This is a genomic window from Nisaea sp., assembly GCF_017640745.1.
In the GTDB taxonomy this organism is placed as follows: domain Bacteria; phylum Pseudomonadota; class Alphaproteobacteria; order Thalassobaculales; family Thalassobaculaceae; genus Nisaea.
Map to the genome: position 1 here is coordinate 36,305 of NZ_JAEPQA010000020.1, position 17,201 is coordinate 53,505.

Consider the following 17,201-nt stretch of genomic DNA (forward strand, 5'->3'; position numbering starts at 1 on the left):
TTCTGCTAGCCGGCGCCGAACCGCTCCACCAGCGCATCGAAGCCGCTCTTGTAGATGAACTTCACGATCCCGGCCGCCTTCTCCTCGCGTCCCTCGTCCGGGGCGAAGGCTGAATGCCAGCGCACGACCGAACCGCCGCCCGTATCCTCGACGCTCATCCAGGCGGAGTAGTTCTCCATCGGGAAGGGCTTGCCGACAATGGCATAGCGCATGCGCCGGCCGTCCTCGTCGCGCTCGAGCTGGACCTCGTCGAAGACCGGCCCGCCATTGGCACTGTGGACCCGCCGGATCCCGCCCGCGCCGATCGCCTCGGTCCGGTCGACCGCCGGATGCCACTGGTGGATATTGAGGAAATCCCCGACCACGGCCCAGACATCGGCCGCCGGTGCCGCAAGTTTCACACTCATATCGACTGTCGCCATGATCTCCTCCCGCGACTGCAATCGGTGTCAGGGTACCTGCCGAAGCGCTTCGGGCAAAGCCCCGCGGCCGATCCGGGTAATGCTCCAATTGCGACGCGGGGGGCGGGGCCTTTGTCGCCGTGCGGCTCGCCTCTTCGGTGCGGACCTGTTCGACTAATCCCTGCATGAGAAAGCGGGGCAGGGGAGACGCGTCATGAAATCGCACACGCAGGTCGTGGTCATCGGCGGGGGCGTCGTCGGCTGTTCGGTGCTCTATCACCTGACGAAGCTCGGCTGGAAGGACGTGGTGCTGGTGGAGCGCAGTGAGCTGACCTCCGGCTCGACCTGGCACGCGGCGGGCGGCATGCACACCCTGAACAGCGATCCGAACGTCACCAAGCTGCAGAAATACACCATCGACCTCTACAAGGAGATCGAGGAGATCTCCGGCCAGGCGACCGGCGTCCATCTCTCCGGCGGCATCATGGCGGCGGGCACGCAGTCCCGCGTCGATTACCTGAAGACCATGGTCGCGAAGTCGAAATACATGGGCCTCGACATCGATTTCATCTCGCTCGACGAGGTGCAGCGCCTGCATCCGCTCTGCGACGCGAAGCATTTCGTCGGCGCGGTCTACGATCCGAACGAGGGCCATGTCGACCCCTCCGGCGTGACCAACGCCTATGCCATCTCGGCCCGCAAGGGCGGGGCGGAGATCTACCGCCACACCAAGGTCGAGGAGCTGGTGGCGGAGAAGGACGGCACCTGGTCCGTCGTCACCGACAAGGGCACGATCCGGGCCGAGAAGGTGGTGAATGCGGGCGGTCTCTGGGCCCGCGAGGTCGGCCGCATGGTCGGGCTCGAACTGCCGGTGCTGGCGATGGAGCACCATTACCTGATCACCGAGCCGCTGGACGAGATCAAGGCGCTGGAGAACGAGCTGCCGCACCTGATCGATTTCGAGGCGGAGATCTATACCCGCCAGGAGGGTGTCGGCTTCCTCCTCGGGACCTACGAGAAGGCCTGCGTGCCCTGGTCGCCGCACGAGACGCCGTGGGATTTCGGCCACGAGCTGCTGCAGCCGGACCTCGACCGCATCGCGCCCTCGCTCGACGTCGCCTACCAGCACTTCCCGTTCCTTGCGAATGCTGGCGTCAAGTCGATGATCAACGGGCCCTTCACCTTCGCGCCCGACGGCAACCCGCTGGTCGGCCCGGTGCCGGGGCTCCGCAACATGTATCTCGCCTGCGGCGTCATGGCCGGCTTCAGCCAGGGCGGCGGCGTCGGTCTCGCGCTCGCCCAGTGGATGATCGAGGGAGAGCCGGACATGGACGTCTTCGCCATGGATTGCGCCCGCTTCGGCAATTACGCGACCAAGGGCTATGCCTACGAGAAGGTGAAGGAGAACTATTCCCGCCGCTTCTCGATCACCTTCCCGAACGAGGAACTGAAGGCGGGCCGCCCGCACCGCATGACGGCAATCTACGATCGCCTGAAGGCGAAGAATGCGGTGTTCGGCGCCTCCTATGGGCTGGAACATGCGCTCTGGTTCGCGCCGGAGGGCATGGAGCCGGTAGAGAACGTGACCTTCGGCCGCTCCAACGCTTTCGGACCGGTCGGCGAGGAGTGCCGGGCGGTGCGCGAGAGCGTCGGCCTCCTGGAGATCTCCAACTTCGCCAAGTACGAGGTGACGGGCGAGGGGGCGGAGGCCTGGCTCTCCGAACTCATGACCAACAGGATGCCGAGCACCGGCCGCATCGTGCTGACGCCGATGCTCAACCGGCAGGGCAAGATCATCGGCGATTTCACCATCGCCAAGCTGGCCGAGAACCGTTTCATGATCTTCGGCTCCGGCGTCGCCGAGATGTTCCATCTCCGCTGGTTCTGGGACCATCTGCCGGAGAGCGGCGTCGAGATCCGCAGCCGCTGCCAGGACCTTGTCGGTCTCTCCATCGCCGGGCCGAAGGCGGCGGAGCTGCTGGCCAAAGTCACGCACGAGGACGTCTCGACTGCGGCGATGCCCTTCATGTGCTTTCGCGAGATGAATATCGGCCTGCTGCATGCCATGGTCGGCCGGCTCTCCTTCACCGGCGAGCGGGGCTACGAGATCTGGGTCCGGCCGGACTACCTGATTTCGCTCTATGACCTGCTGGTCGAGGCGGGCGCTGAATTCGGGCTGAGACATTTCGGCGGCCGGGCGCTGAACAGCCTGCGCCTCGAAAAGAGCTTCGGCGGCTTCCTGCGCGAATTCACGCCGGACTATTCGCCTCTCGAGGCCGGGCTGGAGCGTTTCGTCGACATGTCGAAGAACAGCTTCATTGGCCGCGAGGCGCTGGCCGCCGAGCAGGCGGCGGGCGGCGGCACCTACCGGCTGATCACCCTCACCATCGACGTCGAGGAGATCGACGCCATCGCCGACGAGCCGATCTTCCACGGCGGCAAGGCGGTCGGCTGGGTTACCTCCGGCGGTTTCGGCCATACCGTGGGCAAGAGCATCGCGCTCGGCTACGTGCCGCGGGAATATGCGGAGAAGAAAGACGGCTTCGAGGTCGAGATCCTCGGCAAGATCCTGACGGCACACCGGGTGTCCGCGCCGCTGCACGATCCGAAAGGCGCGCTTATGCGGGGGTGAGGGCAGGCCTCTCGACTTTTCTGGCAACCACGAAGAGCGCCTTTGCAGGACCTGGCTGCCACTGCTCCTCGATCTCGAAGCCGGCCTCTTCGAAGTCGGCGAGGAGAGTCTCGACCGTAAAGAACCCGACCCAGGGCACGAGACCGAGCCAGCGTGCCGGTGGCAGCACGTAGCGCAGCCAGCCCAGGCGACCGCCCGCAAGGCAGGGCGTCGAACTGATGAAGAGACCGTTTTCCGGCAACAGACGTGCAATCCTGGCGATCGCTGCATGCCGGTCGCGCAGAAGGTGCAGGATGCTATGTGCCATGACGGCATTGTAGGCGCCGTTATCGGATCCCAGGCGCTCGATATCCGAGAGCTCGAAAGAGACGTTGCCGATCCCGGCCGTCTGCGCCTTGCGTCGGGCGATCTCGATCATCCGCGGCGAGATATCCGTCGCCCGGACGTGCGCGACATGCGGTGCATGGCGGAGCGCCGTGGTGCCCGTGCCGCAGCCGATCTCCAGCACCTTCATCGCCGGCTTCAGCCGGGCGCGGGTCAGCTCGAGTTTGCGCTCGTAGGCAGTCTCGTCCGCGACCGGGCGTTTCGCGTAGCCTTCTGCATGCCTGTCCCAGAACCGTGCCGCATCCGTCATGTGGATCTCCCTCTCAGGCTGCGTTCTGATGGTAAAGCGGAGCGATGTCGACAGGTTGGAGGCGGATAGGACTCACATCTCGGTGAGGGCCGTACGATGAAGGGTTCAGGCTGCTGTTCCGGCGCGGCGGACCTCCCGCAAGGCCAGGCCTTTGTAAGCTTCGACCAGCCGTTTTCCCTCTTCCGGGCCGACCGAGAGCGCAAGCCGCATGGTGGACTCGCCGAGATGCATGACCAGGAAGCAGGCCGTTTCGGCATCTTCCCGACGGCATTCCGGCGCCACCCGGAAGAGCGCAGCCGAGAGCAAGGCGCCGGATTTGCGGCTTTCCGATATCTCCATGTCTCTCAAAGTCTTGTCCGCCTCCGTGCCGGAACGCACGTCGCGGATCACCGGCTCAGCCTGGAACAGCGCAAAATAGACGTCGATGAGCGCGCCCAATGCGCTGCAGAGTTCCTCCAGGGTCGTGGCGCCTGCCAGTTCCTGCTCGATGCATTTGAGGCATTCCGCGCCGTAATGCTCTGCGAGCGCGCGCATGATCGAGCTCTTGTCGGGAAAATACTGATAGAGCGATCCGATCGACACGCCCGCGAGCCGGGCGATCTCGCTCATCGTCATCGCCTCGCTGCCTTTTTCTGCGATCACGGCGATCGCGCAGTTCAGCATCTGCTCGACCCGCGCGCGGCTGCGCGCCTGGCTCGGCGTCCGGCGGAGCGAAATGTGCTCCAGCGCGACTCTCGATAAATCCGGCAGTTCCATCGACCTCAGTTCCCCGTGACCGTCATCCGCATCAAAGCAAATTTGGTTGACTCGGTAAATGTGAGAGTTTATCAGGTTTATAAATATGAGTAACCCTCACATTTTGGAGATGACGATGAAACACGAACTCGATGAAGCGCCGATCGTGGTCCTTGGCGGGACCGGGAAGACGGGAAGCAGGGTGGTGAAAGGCCTGATCGAAAAAGGTCGGCCGGTTCGGGTCGGTTCCCGTGCGGCAACACCGCCGTTCGACTGGAACGATCCGGAAACTTGGGGGCCTGCTGTCGCTGGTGCCTCGGCGGTTTACATCACCTTTCATCCGGACCTCGCGGTCCCGGGCGCAGTGTCGGCAATCCGCGACTTTGCTGCAGTGGCGCTCGCGGCGGGCGCGAAGAGGATGGTGCTGCTTTCCGGACGCGGCGAGCCGGAGGCTGAAGAGGCCGAGCAGGCTCTGATCGGATCCGGGGCGGACTGGACCATCATCCGTGCCAGCTGGTTCCTGCAGAATTTCAGCGAGACTTTCCTGCTCGATGCCATCAAGGCAGGCGAAGTCCTGCTGCCCGTCGGCCCTGTGAAGGAGCCTTTCGTCGATGTCGAGGATATCGCCGCGATTGCGGTTGCGGCACTGACGGAGGAGGGGCATTCGGGCCGGCTGTACGAGGTCACCGGTCCGGAGCTCCTGAGCTTCGAGGAGGCGGTGGCAGCGATCTCGGCAGCGGCGGGACGGACGATACGTTTTCGGCAGATCGCCCCCGAAAGCTATGCCGAGATGCTCCGCGACGCAGGCGTTTCGGACGCAGAGATCTCGCTTCTGCTCTACCTGTTCACGACGGTGCTGGACGGACGCAACGCGTATCTTTCCGGCGGGATCCGGGAGGCTCTGGGGCGGGGACCCGGAAGCTTCGCGGATTATGTGTCTCGTACGGCACGAACCGGTGTCTGGTCGGCTATGGAGCCGGTGACGGCCTGACCTTTGTCGCTATGCCCGGCGGCCGGGGTGTCCGGATTTCCGCCATTTCCGCAAAAGCGGGAGTGGCGGCAGGGAGGCCGGCTCACCCAAGCTCCCATCCCGTGGCGGCGGCGAGGTCGGTCTTTGAGACGCCGATCACCGTCACGCTGCCGCCGTCGGAGAAGGTGACGATGGTATTGTCCCCGCTCTCCGTCCCGCCGCTGACGCCGAGCCCGTTCTCCAGCGCGAGTGTGTCGGTCCCCGCCGCGAAATCCGTCACGGTCTCGTTGCCGCCGCCGAAGCTGAAGACAAACGTGTCCGCGCCCAGTCCGCCGGTGAGCGTGTCGTCGCCCGCATTGCCACAGAGCAGGTCGTTGCCGCCGCCGCCGGCCAGCACGTCGTTGCCTTGCCCGCCATAGAGACTGTCGTCGCCGAGATTGCCATGGAGGCTGTCGTTTCCGGCATTGCCGTAGAGGATGTCGTTACCCTGCCCGCCATAGAACAGATCCTCGTTGCCGCCGCCGGAGAGCGTATCCGCGCCTTTATTGCCGTAGAGCAGGTCATTGTCGTTCCCGCCGTGCAGGATGTCGCCGTCCTGGCCGCCGAAGAGCGTGTCCCTACCGCCGCCGCCGAGGAGGGAGTCCGCGCCCTGGTTGCCGTAGGTGATGTCCTCTCCGTAGCCGGAGGCGAGCGTGTCGTTACCGCCGCCGCCGGCGATCGTGTCGTTCCCGGTGCCGAGCGAGACGAACTGCGCCGCGTCGTCTCCGGCGACATATCTGGAACCCTCGCCGCCGGTGACGGTGGCGTTGCCGAGCACGGCTGCGAAATCGATATGGTCGAGCCGGGTGGTCGAGCCCGGCGCGAGCCCGGAGGTGTCGACGATGAAGGCCTCGCCGCCGCCGTTGGCGGTGCCGGTGAATTGGACGGTCTGCTGCGTGCCGTTCGAGCCGGAGAAGGTGATGCTGCGGATGTCCAGCGGGGTGCCGCCGAGGCTGTTGATGTAGCTCTGGCCGTGGCCGTCGAAGAGGGCCTGGCTCGCACCCGAGGCGCCGGAGCCCTGGACCTGCCCGGTCAGGAAAGATCCCGCCGCCGCGCCGCTCACCGCCGCTCCCGTTCCGGTCTGGGTCAGCGAAAGCCCCGCCGGCAGGGTGACGGTGATGGTGTTGCCGCTGCCGGTATTGCTCACCAGCAGGCCGGTCGCGTCGGCGCCGGTATTGTTGGTGAGGGTCTGGTTGGTCTCCGTCCCGTCGCCGCCGCTCCGGTCCGTCGTGGTGAGGCTGGTGCTGGCGGGGGCCTCGTAGCGGGAAAAACTCAGCGTGGAGTGCGTGCCGTCGAACGCGACGGAGATCTGGAGGCTGCCGGAGATGCCGGCGAGATTCACTACGTTCGTGCCGTCGAGATTGATCGAGCTGCTGACAATTGTGCCGCTGAGAGAGCTCAGATCGTTGTTCCGGACGACGATGCTGTCGCTGGTATCGAGCCCGAAGATCGTATCGCCGTTCAGTTTCGCCTTGGCGTTACCGCTGTTGCCCTCACCGACGAAGACATCGGCCCCGGCGCCGCCGACGAGCATGTCCCTGTCGTTGCCGCCATAGAAGGTGTCGTCGCCCGTCCCGCCATAGACCGTGTTCCCGATTTCTCCGTCCCCATCGTCGGAATTCGATCCGGCATAGAGCAGGTCATTGCCATCGTCGCCATAGATCAGGTTCACGGCCTTGCCACCGCCATCGTCGCCCCAGAGGGTATCGTTGCCGGTCCCGCCATAGATCGTGTCGGGGCCGTCGTCCGCGGTAACGAGGTCGTCGCCGGCATCGCCGTAGATCACCGCCCCTTGGGTGGTGCCGGTGGCCGCTCCTCCCGGCCCCGTGACGGTGTCGTTCCCGTCGCCGCCATAGAAGACCGCGCCGGTATTGAAGTAGAAAGCTGAGGCCGAATCGTCCCCGGCCCCGCCATAATAGGTGTCGGCGCCGGTGTCGCTGAAGGCGTGAAAGGTGTCGTTGCCGTCGCCGCCGTAAAGCACGTCGCTTCCGGTTCCGGCAAGGAGAGAGTCGTTGCCGGTGCCGCCATAGAGCGTGTCGTCGCCGCCGTCACCGTAGAGGATGTCGTTGCCGGCATTGCCGTAGAGGATGTCGGTGCCGAGCCCGCCATAGAGACGGTCTGCGCCGTCTGCGCCGCTGATCAGGTCTGCGCCGTCTCCGCTGCTGATGGTGTTGTCGCCGCTGGTGCCGGTGATGGTGTCCGCCGCCGCCGAGCCGGTGAATAGATCGATGCCGGAAATGACCGCGTTGGACAGATCGAACGTGCCGCCGCCATTGAGGAACAACACGTCGTTGCCGCCGGCACCGCCGTCGATGGTTTCGGCGAGCCCCGAAACTTCACTGGAGGTGGCGTGGAAGACGTCGTCCCCGGTGCCGCCGATCAGGTTGTCGGTTCCGGCCCCGCCGGAAATGGTGTCGGCGCCGTCGCCGCCGGTGATGACGTCGTCGCCGCCATTGCCGTTGATGACGTCGTTGCCGGCAAGCGCGTCGATCGTGTCCGCGTCGCCGTCGCTGGTCAGTGTGTCGTTGCCGGCGGTGGCCGGGCCGCCGGTTACGGCGAGGCGTTCGGGATAGGCGTCCAGCGCTTCGCCCGTGAACAGCTTGGCCGCGGCGGGCAGGCCCGCCCATCCGGCATCGCCGCCGAGCGGGAGCGAGGAGGCCCGAACGGTGACGCTGAGCTTCTCTTCCAAGACACCGACCAGCTCTGCGCCGGCGTGTCCGGCACCGGCCTCGCAGGAGATCAGCACCAACTCCGCGTCGGGTGAGAGCGCGCGCCGGATCCGGTCAAGGGTGGCGCTGTTCCGCCTCAGCGCCGCACTGTCGATCCGTTGTCCGGAAAGCTCGATCGCGCCGGGGGTGCCGTGTGCCAGGACCGAGATCTGACGCACCCCGGAGGCGCTGTGAAGTTCGGCCGCGATTTCGGCCAGCGGATCGTCCGAAACGGCGAGCCTGTAGGTGCCTGCTCCGGCGCGGAGGCCGGAGACCAGGAGATCCGCGTTACGGACGGCAGGATCGATGAAGAGACAGGCTTTGCCAAAAATCATACGGCGCTTGATCCATGATTCTTTTGAGGAAAACATTCCACGCGTGAAACATGGCGGCGTCGACATCAATAAACTATTGGAATTGTTGGCATTTTGTTGGAAAAATTGGAAATCCAATTTGGAAAAATTGGAAATTGGCGATCGCCCGTGAGCCTCCCGCTTTCTGAAATTTCCGGCATAGCCGAGAGTGTGAGGGCTTCAGCTTTCTCTTTTGTTTGTCCCCGGATCTGGCGCACAGTTTTGCTATGATTGACCGACGCCTGCTGCTTCTCAGTCCCGACGACAATGTTCTGGTGCTGCGCCAGGGTATCGGCGCGGGCGAGTGTCTTGCTGTCGGTGAGATTGAAGTCACCGCGGGCCGCAGCCTCAATCTCGGCCACAAGGTCGCCCGCCGGGCCATCGCGGAAGGCGAGCCGATCCTGAAATACGGCGCTGTTATCGGCGTGGCGACAGAGCCGATCGCCGCCGGTGCGCATGTCCATGTGCACAATGTCCGCAGCAACTACACGCCGACCTATTCTCTGCCGGAGGAGACGCCGTGAGTGCCCTCACAGGGTATCCGCGCAGCGACGGACGCAAGGGGATCCGCAACGTCCTCGTCGTCGCCTATCTGGTCGAATGCGCGCATCACGTGGCGCGGGAGATCGTGTTGCGCTTCCGGGACCGGGAGGTGCATCTGATCGGCTTCCCCGGCTGCTACCCGAATGACTATGCCCAGCGGATGATGCGGGCGCTCTGCACCCATCCGAATGTCGGCGGCGCGCTGCTGCTCTCGCTCGGCTGCGAGTCCTTCAACAACCGGATGCTGCGCGAGGAGATCGCGGCGACGGGACGTCCCGTAAAGACGGTCACGATCCAGCAGGTCGGCGGCACGCGCGCAGCGATCGCCGAGGGCGAGGCCTTCGTTGCGGAGCATCTTCCGGCGCTCGAAGCGGCGGAACGTGTGCCGATGGACGCATCCGAACTGGTCGTCGGCACGATCTGCGGCGGCTCGGACGGCACCTCCGGTATCACCGGCAATCCCGCCGCCGGGCGCGCCTTCGACATGCTGATCGCGGAGGGCGCGGCCTGCATCTTCGAGGAGACCGGAGAGTTGATCGGCTGCGAGCACATCATGGCCGCCCGCGCCGCAACGCCGGCGCTCGCCGCCGAGCTCGAGGCGAGTGTCGCAAAGGCGGCGCGCTATTACGCGACGCTCGGCTACGGCTCTTTCGCCGCGGGCAACGCGACAGGCGGGCTGACCACCATCGAGGAGAAGTCGATGGGCGCCTATGCCAAGTCCGGCGCCTCGCCCATTGTCGGGCTGCTGAAACCCGGCGACCTGCCGCCGACGGGCGGGCTCTACCTGCTCGACGTGGTGCCGGACGGCGAGGTCCGCTTCGGCTTTCCGAACATCAACGACAATGCCGAGATCGCCGAACTGATGGCCTGCGGCGCCCATATCAATCTCTTCGTTACCGGACGCGGCTCTGTCGTCGGCTCCGCCATCTCGCCGGTGGTCAAGATCTGCGCCAACCCGGAGACCTACCGGCGGATGGCGGACGACATGGATGTCGATGCCGGCCGGATCCTCGAAGGGCATGCGGAGCTGGACGAGGTCGGGGCGGAGATCCGGGATCTGGTGCTGGCGGTCGCCGGCGGCGCTAAGACCCGTTCCGAGGATCTCGGCCACCAGGAATTCATCCTGACCTACAAGACGTTCGAGCCGATCGGCCCGGCCTGCCTGCCGGCCGCCGAATAAGGATAATAAAATCAAAATGGGGAGGAACCATGTCGATCACCGAGCGGCTGGAGAATTGCTACACGGGCGTCGTCCATGACGTGATGCGAGGAATGGGGCTGAAGAACTTCACCCTGCCGCCGGACCTGCGCCCGATCATGCCGGAGAAACCGATGGCGGGTCCCGCCTTCACCATCCTCGGCAAGGTCGATCCGATGGCGGACGCGCACGAAACGCTGCTCGCCTGGACCGGACTGCTCTCGAAGGCGCCGGCAGGCTCGGTCTGGGTCAGCCAGCCGAACGACCGGACGGTGGCGCATATGGGAGAGCTCTCGGCCGAGACCCTGAAGAACAAGGGCGTGCGTGGTTGCGTCGCCGACGGCTTCGCCCGCGACGTGAACTTTCTGCTGGATATCGGCTTCCAGACATGGTGCCGCGGTTTCACCCCGCGCGACATCGTCGGCTGGTGGCTTCCGGCGGCGACGGACGTCGATGTGCGCATCGGCGATGTCGTGATCGAGCCGGGCGACTACATGATCGGAGACCGGGACGGCCTCATACGCGTGCCGAAGGGGATCGTCGAGGAGGTGGTCGAGAAGTCGGAGACAGCGATCGCGACCGAGAACAAGGTCCGCACCGCGATCCTCTCGGGCACCGATCCGCAGGAGGCGTATCTGAAGTACGGCAAGTTCTAGGCCCGTTTGTCCGTGAACGCGGCCGGGGCAGGGATCGATAGGCCCGGTTCTCGGGTTTTCATTTGCCGTGCGCCGGAATAGGCGCACATTTCATGGCATGAATGCGCCACGACTTCTCAGCGTCGCGACGGCGGTGCCGGAGTACCGGCTTTGCCAGAAAGAAGCCCTCTCGCATGCGCGGAGCATCTTCGGAGACCGGGCGCCCGACTTCGCCCGGCTGGCGCCGGTCTATGCAAATGCGGGAGTTTCGACCCGCTATCTGTCGGTGCCGCTCGACTGGTTCGAAAAGCCCCGCAGCTGGTCCGAGGCCAACGCGGTCTATCTCCGGACGGCGGAAGATTTGCTCGCCGATGCGGCGGAACGGGCGCTGGAGCGGGCGGGGCTCGATCCCGGCGATGTCGACACGCTCGTAACCGTCTCCAGCACCGGCATCGCGACGCCGAGCCTCGATGCACGGCTCCTCTCCCGGATCGGGTTCCGGACAGATGTGAAGCGGGTACCGCTTTTTGGACTTGGTTGTGCCGGAGGTGTGTTGGGGCTCGGGCGGGCGGCGCAGCTCGCGGCCGCGCGGGAGGGCGAGATCGTGCTGCTTCTGGTGGTCGAGCTCTGCAGCCTCACCTTCCGCTGGCGCGACACCGGAAAATCAAATCAGGTCGCTACCGCATTGTTCGGCGATGGTGCGGCAGCGGTGGTGCTGCGTGGCGGCGGGGCAGGAATGTCCGTAGCGGCCTGGGGGGAGCATACATGGCCGGACTCGCTCGACGTGATGGGCTGGTCGGTCGAGGAGGATGGGCTCGGCGTGATTTTCAGCCAGCGTATCCCCGAAATCGTGCGCAGGGAGATGCGCGCGGAGACCGACCGCTTCCTCGCCAAGCATGAATTGACGCTTGCCGATATCGAGCTTTTCGCCTGCCATCCGGGCGGCGCGAAGGTGGCGGCGGCGCTGGAGGAGGCCTACGGTCTGCCGGAATGGGGCCTGCAGACGTCGCGTGAGGTTCTGAAGCATTACGGCAACATGTCCGCGGCGACCGTTCTGTTCGTGCTCGAGCGGATGGTGGAAGGCGGGATTGTCGGCCAACGGATCCTGGTTCAGGCGCTCGGACCCGGCTTCACCGCGGGCTTCGCCGTTCTGGAGGGCTGAGGGTGGCTATGGGGTGGGCGCAATGGACCGCAATCGCGGTCGCTTTTCTCCGAGTTGCGGAGCTGTTGCATGCGCGCCGCAACTTGGACCGGCTGCTGTCGGCGGGCGGCAAGGAGTACCATCCCGGACATTACCCTTTCTTCGTTCTGCTTCACGGCGCCTGGATCGTGGCCCTGTTCTTCCTGGTCCGCGAGACGCGCGCGCCCGATCCCGTGCTGCTTGGGGTCTTTGCCCTGCTGCAATGCGTACGCCTCTGGGTCATCGTCTCGCTCGGGCGGTTCTGGACCACGCGGATCGTGACCCTCCCGGGCGCTCCGCTGGTCCGTCGCGGCCCCTATCGCTGGTTCCGGCACCCCAACTATCTTCTGGTGGCCGTCGAGATCCCGCTTCTCCCACTCGCCTTCGGCGCGTGGGACCTCGCGCTGCTGTTCGGCTTCGCGAACCTCGTTCTGCTCGCCTATCGCATCCGTGCCGAAGAGGGCGTGCTGGCCGAGCGGCGCTGAAGAGCCGGCTCGGATCAGTTTGTTCCGGGGCCCGGAAAATCCCGCGGAACTGCAACGAATGGTCACGCTGCACATGCTATGGTGTCGCCCCCAACATTGGAGAATCGGCATGTTTAAGAGAATCGACACTGCGCGTTCCTACTACCGCGAGACCATGGCTTTGATTGTCCGCTCCGGATATCGCATCTCGATCGAGAACGATATGGGCGAGTGGAAACACATCATGCAGACTGCACCGGGCACCGCCCTGGTCTCAGGCATGTTCGACCCGGCGAAAGCGGATTTCCAGCCGGGAGACGCATTCTGGCTCCGGGTCTCGAACGAAAATGCGGAAACGGTGGCAATTATCTGCGACCGCTTGATCGAGACCGACGACTTCGTCGGCTTCGTCGAGGATACCAAAATGTTTGCGGCGCCCTACGAGCGGCATGCGATGGATGCGCGGCTTGCCGGTAAGATCGGCCATGCTGGCGGACTATGGGTCCACCCGAAAGCCCGCAAGGCCGGTCTGTCCTGGGTTCTGCCCCGGATCGTCCGGGCGCTCTCGGTGATGCACTGGGGCGTCGACCGGCATTGCGGGCTTCTCCAGACGGGGATTGAGGGCGCGGGCTTCGCCAGCCGCATCTATGGCTTTTCCCGCTCCTGGCTGGCGCTCTCAGGAGATGCTTTCCGACCGACAGGTAAGGCGGAGCGGCTGTTCGTCATCGACATTGATGCTGACGAGATCGCCGGGCAGCAGGCCCTCGAGCTCGAACGTATTGTGGATCACGGCGCACAGAATCTTGTCGATGTTGCGACCATTGGACGAGAGCGGCGTGACCAGCCGGCGGTAAGCGAACCACTCGCCGCCCGCGCTGGCGTGAACTTCTGACAGGGAGATGCGGCCGCGAAAAGCCGCATCCGCATAAAGACCGGCGAGGCTGCTCCACAGCTTGGGACCGAGATGTGGAACCAGCTCGCCGACGAATTTCGGCCGTCCGCCGCCATGGATGCGCGTGCCGAAGCCGAAGCGCTCGTATTCGAAGGTCGCCGGTTCGTCCGAGACTTTCAGGATATGGATGTAGGGCAGAACGTCCGGCGCCCGTTCGGACACCTCGTTGAAGGAGATGCCCTCTAGGCTTGGCATCCCCGGTGTTCCGGCGCGCGCGGACATCGTGAAGATCTCGGCGAGCTGATTGTCCGTACCGAGCCGGAAATCGAGCTGATCGTAGGTGATGACGACGGCGGGGTCGGCCCCGCGGATCACTTCAAGCTGGAGACCGGAAGGCATCAGATGACGACCGCCAGGCACAATCTGGCATTCTGGAGCAGCGGCAGAACGGTCGCGTCGCGGAGATCGTCAGTCTGGATTTCGTAGCGCCGTGCACCATCCTCTTTTCCGAGGATGTCTTGCTCGATAATACGAGCGAGGGCGGCCGCGGCGCCGGAACAAACCTCCGATCCCTGGCGGATCATTTCGATTCCGTCCTCGGCAAGCTGAAATACGGCGCAGTGCGGACCGGAGAGTCCGGGCTCGCTCGCGATCCACTGCTCGACGGCAAGGCGGTCCGGGCATCGGGCGAGCGGGTAATAGGCGGCAAGGGCGCTCAGCGCGACCGACGGGATCTCCTCGGCGAAATCCGTTTCTCGCCACCTTACGGGAGGAGAATCATTATCAACGAGCCGCAATTGATGCATTCCCTGGAGACCTAACGTATCAGTCATTGGTTGCTGATTTTTGCCTACTTTATGGTGACTGATGATGTCCTGTCCAGCTTCATCGGACCGTTTCCTGCTGTCGTGCAGCAATATAAAGAGATGCAAACCGCCGAGGGGGCGGCGGCCGACCTGTCCAGATGGGTGAATTGGGCGTAACGATATGATGCTGCTATGGTTCTTTCGTTCAGAACCCGGCATCGCCTTCCCAATATTTATCGTTCAGAATCTTCATCAGCTTGTCGTGGCTATTTTCGAGACAGCCGCGAAGCCGCATCCTGTAGCCCTGGTCCGCATAGGCCCGGCAGCGGTCATAGGCTTGCCGCGCCTCGCCAAGCCCTTCAGGTGAAAAGGTTTTCAGGCTGGCAGGGCTGGCCGCCCGGCCCCAGGTACCGTCCCGCACCGCCTTGGTTTCGTATCCGTCGGCGGGCAGCAGATTGATCATGCGCGAGAGCATGGCGCTCGCGTCCGCGCGGGGCGACCCGCTCTCGAAATAGCGTTCGGCAAGGAGGCGCTTGTCACCGGTGGCGGCATCAAGATCCTCGGCACTCGGGCGGGCGGCGACGGCCGGTTCCGAGCGCGGCAGCAGGGAGACCCGGCGCGGCACGCTGAGCGACACGGATTTCGCATCGAGCGAGACCAGCCGGCGCGCGTCCATCGAAATCCGCACCGAGGTATAGGCACCGGTGCTCTCGAAATGGAGCAGGCCGGCGGCGGAGAATTCGGCCGTGCTGCCGTCGTTCTTCTCGACCACCATGGTGATGTCGCCTTCTCCGGCGGCATCGTAGACATGGCCTTTGCTCGGCTTCGGGCGTTGTTCCTGGAGGCAGAAGGCGGAGAAGAAACCGGTGCAACTGCCGTCCGCGCAGTCGAGCGGAACCGGCAGCTTGGTGGCGACGAGCCCGAGCACCTGCGGCAGCTCGGCCGGTTGCCCGGCCGCGCCCGCGGCACCGGCGCCGCTCATGGCAAAGAACAGGGTAAGGGTCGCGATTTTCCTCAGCATGGGACGTTCCCTCCGGTTCGAGCCGGTACGTCCGGACTGACAAGGCCCGGAACTCCGGCCTTACGCTTTCGAACAGCGTCTCACTCTTCCGGGGCGGATACAACTTCGTTTGCAGGATCTCTCGGCAAGGTGAAGATCGAAAAAGATGCGGGCCCGTCGGCGGGAGCCGGCGAGCCCGTCAGTGGGCGGGGAGGGGGAAATCGTCTTGTCGGTTGAACCTTTCGTAGGTTTGAGCCGATGAGCCTTTATCTCCCGGATCGCGTTATTCGGGCGTTAGCCTCTGAAATAACGCGCTGGCCAGAGCGCGACATTTCATGACGCACATTAGAAAATGGGCGTGCCGTTTCGTGATCATATCGGCTGAAACAGCTGTCTTTTGGAGGATGCGAGATGGCCGCCGACGCCCGGGATCTCGAAACGACTGAAACTGACGCCCCATCTGCCGAAGGACGCGGACGCCGGAGCCGCGGCGGAGGCGGCGGACGTGAGGCGCGGCGGGCCCTGCGTGCGAGACCGAGCCAGCTGCAGGCGCCTTACATCACGCGCAACGTCCCGGTCTACGAGATCCTGAGCGAGGAAGCGCTGGAGATCATCGAGGCCAATGCCGACACCATCATGGAAGAGATCGGCATCGAGTTTCAGGACGACGAGGAGGCGCTCGCCCTCTGGCGCGAGGCCGGCGCGGATGTCCAGGGCACCCGCGTCCATATCCCGCGCGGCCTGGCTCGCAAGCTCATCGAAACCGCACCCGCGACTTTCACCCAGCATGCCCGCAACCCGGCGCGCTCGGTCGAGATCGGCGGCAAGAACACGATCTTCGCGCCGGTCTACGGCCCGCCCTTCGTCAGCGACGTCGATGGCGGCCGGCGCTATGCGACGATCGAGGATTTCCAGAACTTCGTGAAACTGACCTACATGCTGCCCTCGCTGCACCATAGCGGCGGCACGGTCTGCGAGCCGGTCGACCTGCCTGTGAACAAGCGGCATTTCGACATGGTCTACGCGCACATGAAATACAGCGACAAGCCGTTCATGGGCTCGGTTACGCATCCGGAGCGGGCGCAGGACACGGTCGACATGGCGAAGATCCTGTTCGGCGCCGAATTCGTCGAGAACAACACGGTCTGCACGAGCCTGATCAACGCCAATTCGCCGATGGTCTGGGACGGCACCATGCTGGGCGCGCTCAAGACCTATGCCCGCAACAACCAGGCCTGCATCACCACTCCCTTCATCCTCGCGGGCGCGATGTCCCCGGTGACGGTCGCGGGCACGCTCGCCCAGACCCTGGCCGAGGCGATGGCGGGCATGGCCTTCACCCAGTTGATCCGGCCCGGCGCACCGGTGATCTTCGGCTCCTTCGCGAGCTCGATCTCCATGCAGTCCGGCGCGCCGACCTTCGGTACTCCGGAGCCGGCCATGGTGCTCTATGGCTGCGCCCAGCTCGCCCGGCGTCTCGGCGTGCCGTTCCGCTCCGGCGGGTCGCTCTGCGGCTCCAAGGTGCCGGACGCGCAGGCGGCCTACGAGTCCGCCCAGACCCTGAACCCGACGGTGATGGGCGGGGTCAATTTCGTGCTGCATGCGGCGGGCTGGCTGGAGGGCGGACTCGTCGCCTCCTACGAGAAGCTGCTGATGGATGCCGACCAGCTCGCCATGATGCCGACCCTGCTCGGCGGCGTCGACATGACCGAGAACGGCCAGGCGATGAGCGCGATCCGCGAGGTCGGCCCCGGCAAGCACTTCCTCGGCTGCGCCCATACCCAGGCCAATTTCGAGAATGCCTTCTTCCGCTCGAAGGTCGCCGACAACAACACCTACGAGCAATGGGCCGCCGAGGGCTCCCGCGACGCCTACCAGCGCATGGGCGACCGGGTGAAGACCATGCTGGCGGAATACCAGGCGCCGGAGATCGATCCGGCGGTGGACGAGGCGCTGAACGAGTTCATGGCGAAGCGCAAGGCGAGCTTCCCGGATTCGAACGTGTGATTTG

16 protein-coding genes are annotated in these 17,201 nt (G+C 64.8%); 8 read left to right on the top strand and 8 right to left on the bottom strand.

All coding sequences use genetic code 11. From position 1 onward, the window contains the following. Positions 1–5: 5 nt before the first annotated feature. Positions 6–422, bottom strand: a complete 417-nt coding sequence (locus JJ959_RS14635; RefSeq protein ID WP_292884896.1) for an SRPBCC family protein — start codon at positions 420–422, stop codon at positions 6–8. A gap of 193 nt (positions 423–615) precedes the next feature. Between JJ959_RS14635 and JJ959_RS14640 the strand changes: the two genes are divergently transcribed. Further along, the gene (locus JJ959_RS14640; RefSeq protein ID WP_292884899.1) at positions 616–3,033 is read left to right on the top strand and encodes an FAD-dependent oxidoreductase; all 2,418 of its coding nucleotides are present in this window, start codon (positions 616–618) and stop codon (positions 3,031–3,033) included. Here JJ959_RS14640 and JJ959_RS14645 read toward each other — a convergent pair. Both JJ959_RS14645 and JJ959_RS14650 read right to left on the bottom strand, forming a co-directional pair. Beyond that, positions 3,020–3,667 carry a class I SAM-dependent methyltransferase gene (locus tag JJ959_RS14645; RefSeq protein ID WP_292884901.1) on the bottom strand — a complete coding sequence of 216 codons (648 nt, stop codon included), beginning with the start codon at positions 3,665–3,667 and terminating at the stop codon, positions 3,020–3,022. The two genes, JJ959_RS14640 and JJ959_RS14645, sit on opposite strands and share 14 nt — an antisense overlap. Before the next feature lie 105 nt (positions 3,668–3,772). After that, positions 3,773–4,423, bottom strand: coding sequence for a TetR family transcriptional regulator (locus tag JJ959_RS14650; protein WP_292884903.1), 651 nt, complete (start codon positions 4,421–4,423; stop codon positions 3,773–3,775). A gap of 115 nt (positions 4,424–4,538) precedes the next feature. Between JJ959_RS14650 and JJ959_RS14655 the strand changes: the two genes are divergently transcribed. Further along, positions 4,539–5,393, top strand: coding sequence for an NAD(P)H-binding protein (locus JJ959_RS14655; RefSeq protein WP_292884905.1), 855 nt, complete (start codon positions 4,539–4,541; stop codon positions 5,391–5,393). 82 nt (positions 5,394–5,475) lie between these two features. Here JJ959_RS14655 and JJ959_RS14660 read toward each other — a convergent pair whose 3' ends face one another. Beyond that, the gene (locus JJ959_RS14660) at positions 5,476–8,454 is read right to left on the bottom strand and encodes a DUF4347 domain-containing protein (RefSeq protein WP_292884908.1); all 2,979 of its coding nucleotides are present in this window, start codon (positions 8,452–8,454) and stop codon (positions 5,476–5,478) included. Positions 8,455–8,699: 245 nt separating this feature from the next. On the opposite strand from JJ959_RS14660, the gene JJ959_RS14665 reads away from it, so the two are divergent. The 5 genes from JJ959_RS14665 to JJ959_RS14685 all read left to right on the top strand — a co-directional run bounded on the left by JJ959_RS14665 (position 8,700) and on the right by JJ959_RS14685 (position 12,513). Then, positions 8,700–8,996, top strand: a complete 297-nt coding sequence (locus JJ959_RS14665) for a UxaA family hydrolase (protein ID WP_292884911.1) — start codon at positions 8,700–8,702, stop codon at positions 8,994–8,996. Continuing rightward, positions 8,993–10,195, top strand: coding sequence for a UxaA family hydrolase (locus tag JJ959_RS14670; RefSeq protein WP_292884921.1), 1,203 nt, complete (start codon positions 8,993–8,995; stop codon positions 10,193–10,195). The genes JJ959_RS14665 and JJ959_RS14670 overlap by 4 nt, the downstream gene beginning before the upstream one ends. Before the next feature lie 29 nt (positions 10,196–10,224). Further along, on the top strand, positions 10,225–10,869 hold the full coding sequence (locus tag JJ959_RS14675) for an RraA family protein (protein WP_292884923.1): 645 nt from the start codon (positions 10,225–10,227) through the stop codon (positions 10,867–10,869). Positions 10,870–10,966: 97 nt separating this feature from the next. Then, positions 10,967–12,010 (top strand): type III polyketide synthase, encoded by a 1,044-nt coding sequence (locus JJ959_RS14680; RefSeq protein ID WP_292884924.1) that lies wholly within the window; start codon positions 10,967–10,969, stop codon positions 12,008–12,010. A gap of 8 nt (positions 12,011–12,018) precedes the next feature. Next, positions 12,019–12,513, top strand: coding sequence for an isoprenylcysteine carboxylmethyltransferase family protein (locus JJ959_RS14685; RefSeq protein WP_292885024.1), 495 nt, complete (start codon positions 12,019–12,021; stop codon positions 12,511–12,513). 253 nt (positions 12,514–12,766) lie between these two features. Here JJ959_RS14685 and JJ959_RS14690 read toward each other — a convergent pair whose 3' ends face one another. The 4 genes from JJ959_RS14690 to JJ959_RS14705 form a co-directional block, all read right to left on the bottom strand. Further along, a complete protein-coding gene (locus JJ959_RS14690; RefSeq protein ID WP_292884925.1) occupies positions 12,767–12,979 on the bottom strand; it encodes a hypothetical protein in 213 nt (70 codons plus the stop codon). A 189-nt stretch (positions 12,980–13,168) separates the two neighbouring features. Then, on the bottom strand, positions 13,169–13,783 hold the full coding sequence (locus tag JJ959_RS14695; RefSeq protein ID WP_292884927.1) for a hypothetical protein: 615 nt from the start codon (positions 13,781–13,783) through the stop codon (positions 13,169–13,171). Continuing rightward, positions 13,783–14,409, bottom strand: coding sequence for a hypothetical protein (locus JJ959_RS14700; RefSeq protein WP_292884929.1), 627 nt, complete (start codon positions 14,407–14,409; stop codon positions 13,783–13,785). The genes JJ959_RS14695 and JJ959_RS14700 overlap by 1 nt, the downstream gene beginning before the upstream one ends. After that, positions 14,396–15,211: a hypothetical protein gene (locus JJ959_RS14705; RefSeq protein WP_292884931.1), complete on the bottom strand. Its 816-nt coding sequence runs from the start codon at positions 15,209–15,211 to the stop codon at positions 14,396–14,398. The genes JJ959_RS14700 and JJ959_RS14705 overlap by 14 nt, the downstream gene beginning before the upstream one ends. A gap of 390 nt (positions 15,212–15,601) precedes the next feature. Between JJ959_RS14705 and JJ959_RS14710 the strand changes: the two genes are divergently transcribed. Then, positions 15,602–17,197 carry a trimethylamine methyltransferase family protein gene (locus tag JJ959_RS14710; protein ID WP_292884932.1) on the top strand — a complete coding sequence of 532 codons (1,596 nt, stop codon included), beginning with the start codon at positions 15,602–15,604 and terminating at the stop codon, positions 17,195–17,197. Positions 17,198–17,201: the final 4 nt, after the last annotated feature.

Coding starts and splice junctions, on each gene's coding strand:
- JJ959_RS14700 (WP_292884929.1), bottom strand. CDS start 14,409: ATGCCGGGTTCTGAACGAAAGAACCATAGCAGCATCATATCGTTACGC.
- JJ959_RS14655 (WP_292884905.1), top strand. CDS start 4,539: ATGAAACACGAACTCGATGAAGCGCCGATCGTGGTCCTTGGCGGGACC.
- JJ959_RS14645 (WP_292884901.1), bottom strand. CDS start 3,667: ATGACGGATGCGGCACGGTTCTGGGACAGGCATGCAGAAGGCTACGCG.
- JJ959_RS14685 (WP_292885024.1), top strand. CDS start 12,019: ATGGGGTGGGCGCAATGGACCGCAATCGCGGTCGCTTTTCTCCGAGTT.
- JJ959_RS14690 (WP_292884925.1), bottom strand. CDS start 12,979: ATGGCCGATCTTACCGGCAAGCCGCGCATCCATCGCATGCCGCTCGTA.
- JJ959_RS14665 (WP_292884911.1), top strand. CDS start 8,700: ATGATTGACCGACGCCTGCTGCTTCTCAGTCCCGACGACAATGTTCTG.
- JJ959_RS14660 (WP_292884908.1), bottom strand. CDS start 8,454: ATGATTTTTGGCAAAGCCTGTCTCTTCATCGATCCTGCCGTCCGTAAC.
- JJ959_RS14640 (WP_292884899.1), top strand. CDS start 616: ATGAAATCGCACACGCAGGTCGTGGTCATCGGCGGGGGCGTCGTCGGC.
- JJ959_RS14695 (WP_292884927.1), bottom strand. CDS start 13,783: ATGCCTTCCGGTCTCCAGCTTGAAGTGATCCGCGGGGCCGACCCCGCC.
- JJ959_RS14635 (WP_292884896.1), bottom strand. CDS start 422: ATGGCGACAGTCGATATGAGTGTGAAACTTGCGGCACCGGCGGCCGAT.
- JJ959_RS14680 (WP_292884924.1), top strand. CDS start 10,967: ATGAATGCGCCACGACTTCTCAGCGTCGCGACGGCGGTGCCGGAGTAC.
- JJ959_RS14650 (WP_292884903.1), bottom strand. CDS start 4,423: ATGGAACTGCCGGATTTATCGAGAGTCGCGCTGGAGCACATTTCGCTC.
- JJ959_RS14675 (WP_292884923.1), top strand. CDS start 10,225: ATGTCGATCACCGAGCGGCTGGAGAATTGCTACACGGGCGTCGTCCAT.
- JJ959_RS14705 (WP_292884931.1), bottom strand. CDS start 15,211: ATGCTGAGGAAAATCGCGACCCTTACCCTGTTCTTTGCCATGAGCGGC.
- JJ959_RS14710 (WP_292884932.1), top strand. CDS start 15,602: ATGGCCGCCGACGCCCGGGATCTCGAAACGACTGAAACTGACGCCCCA.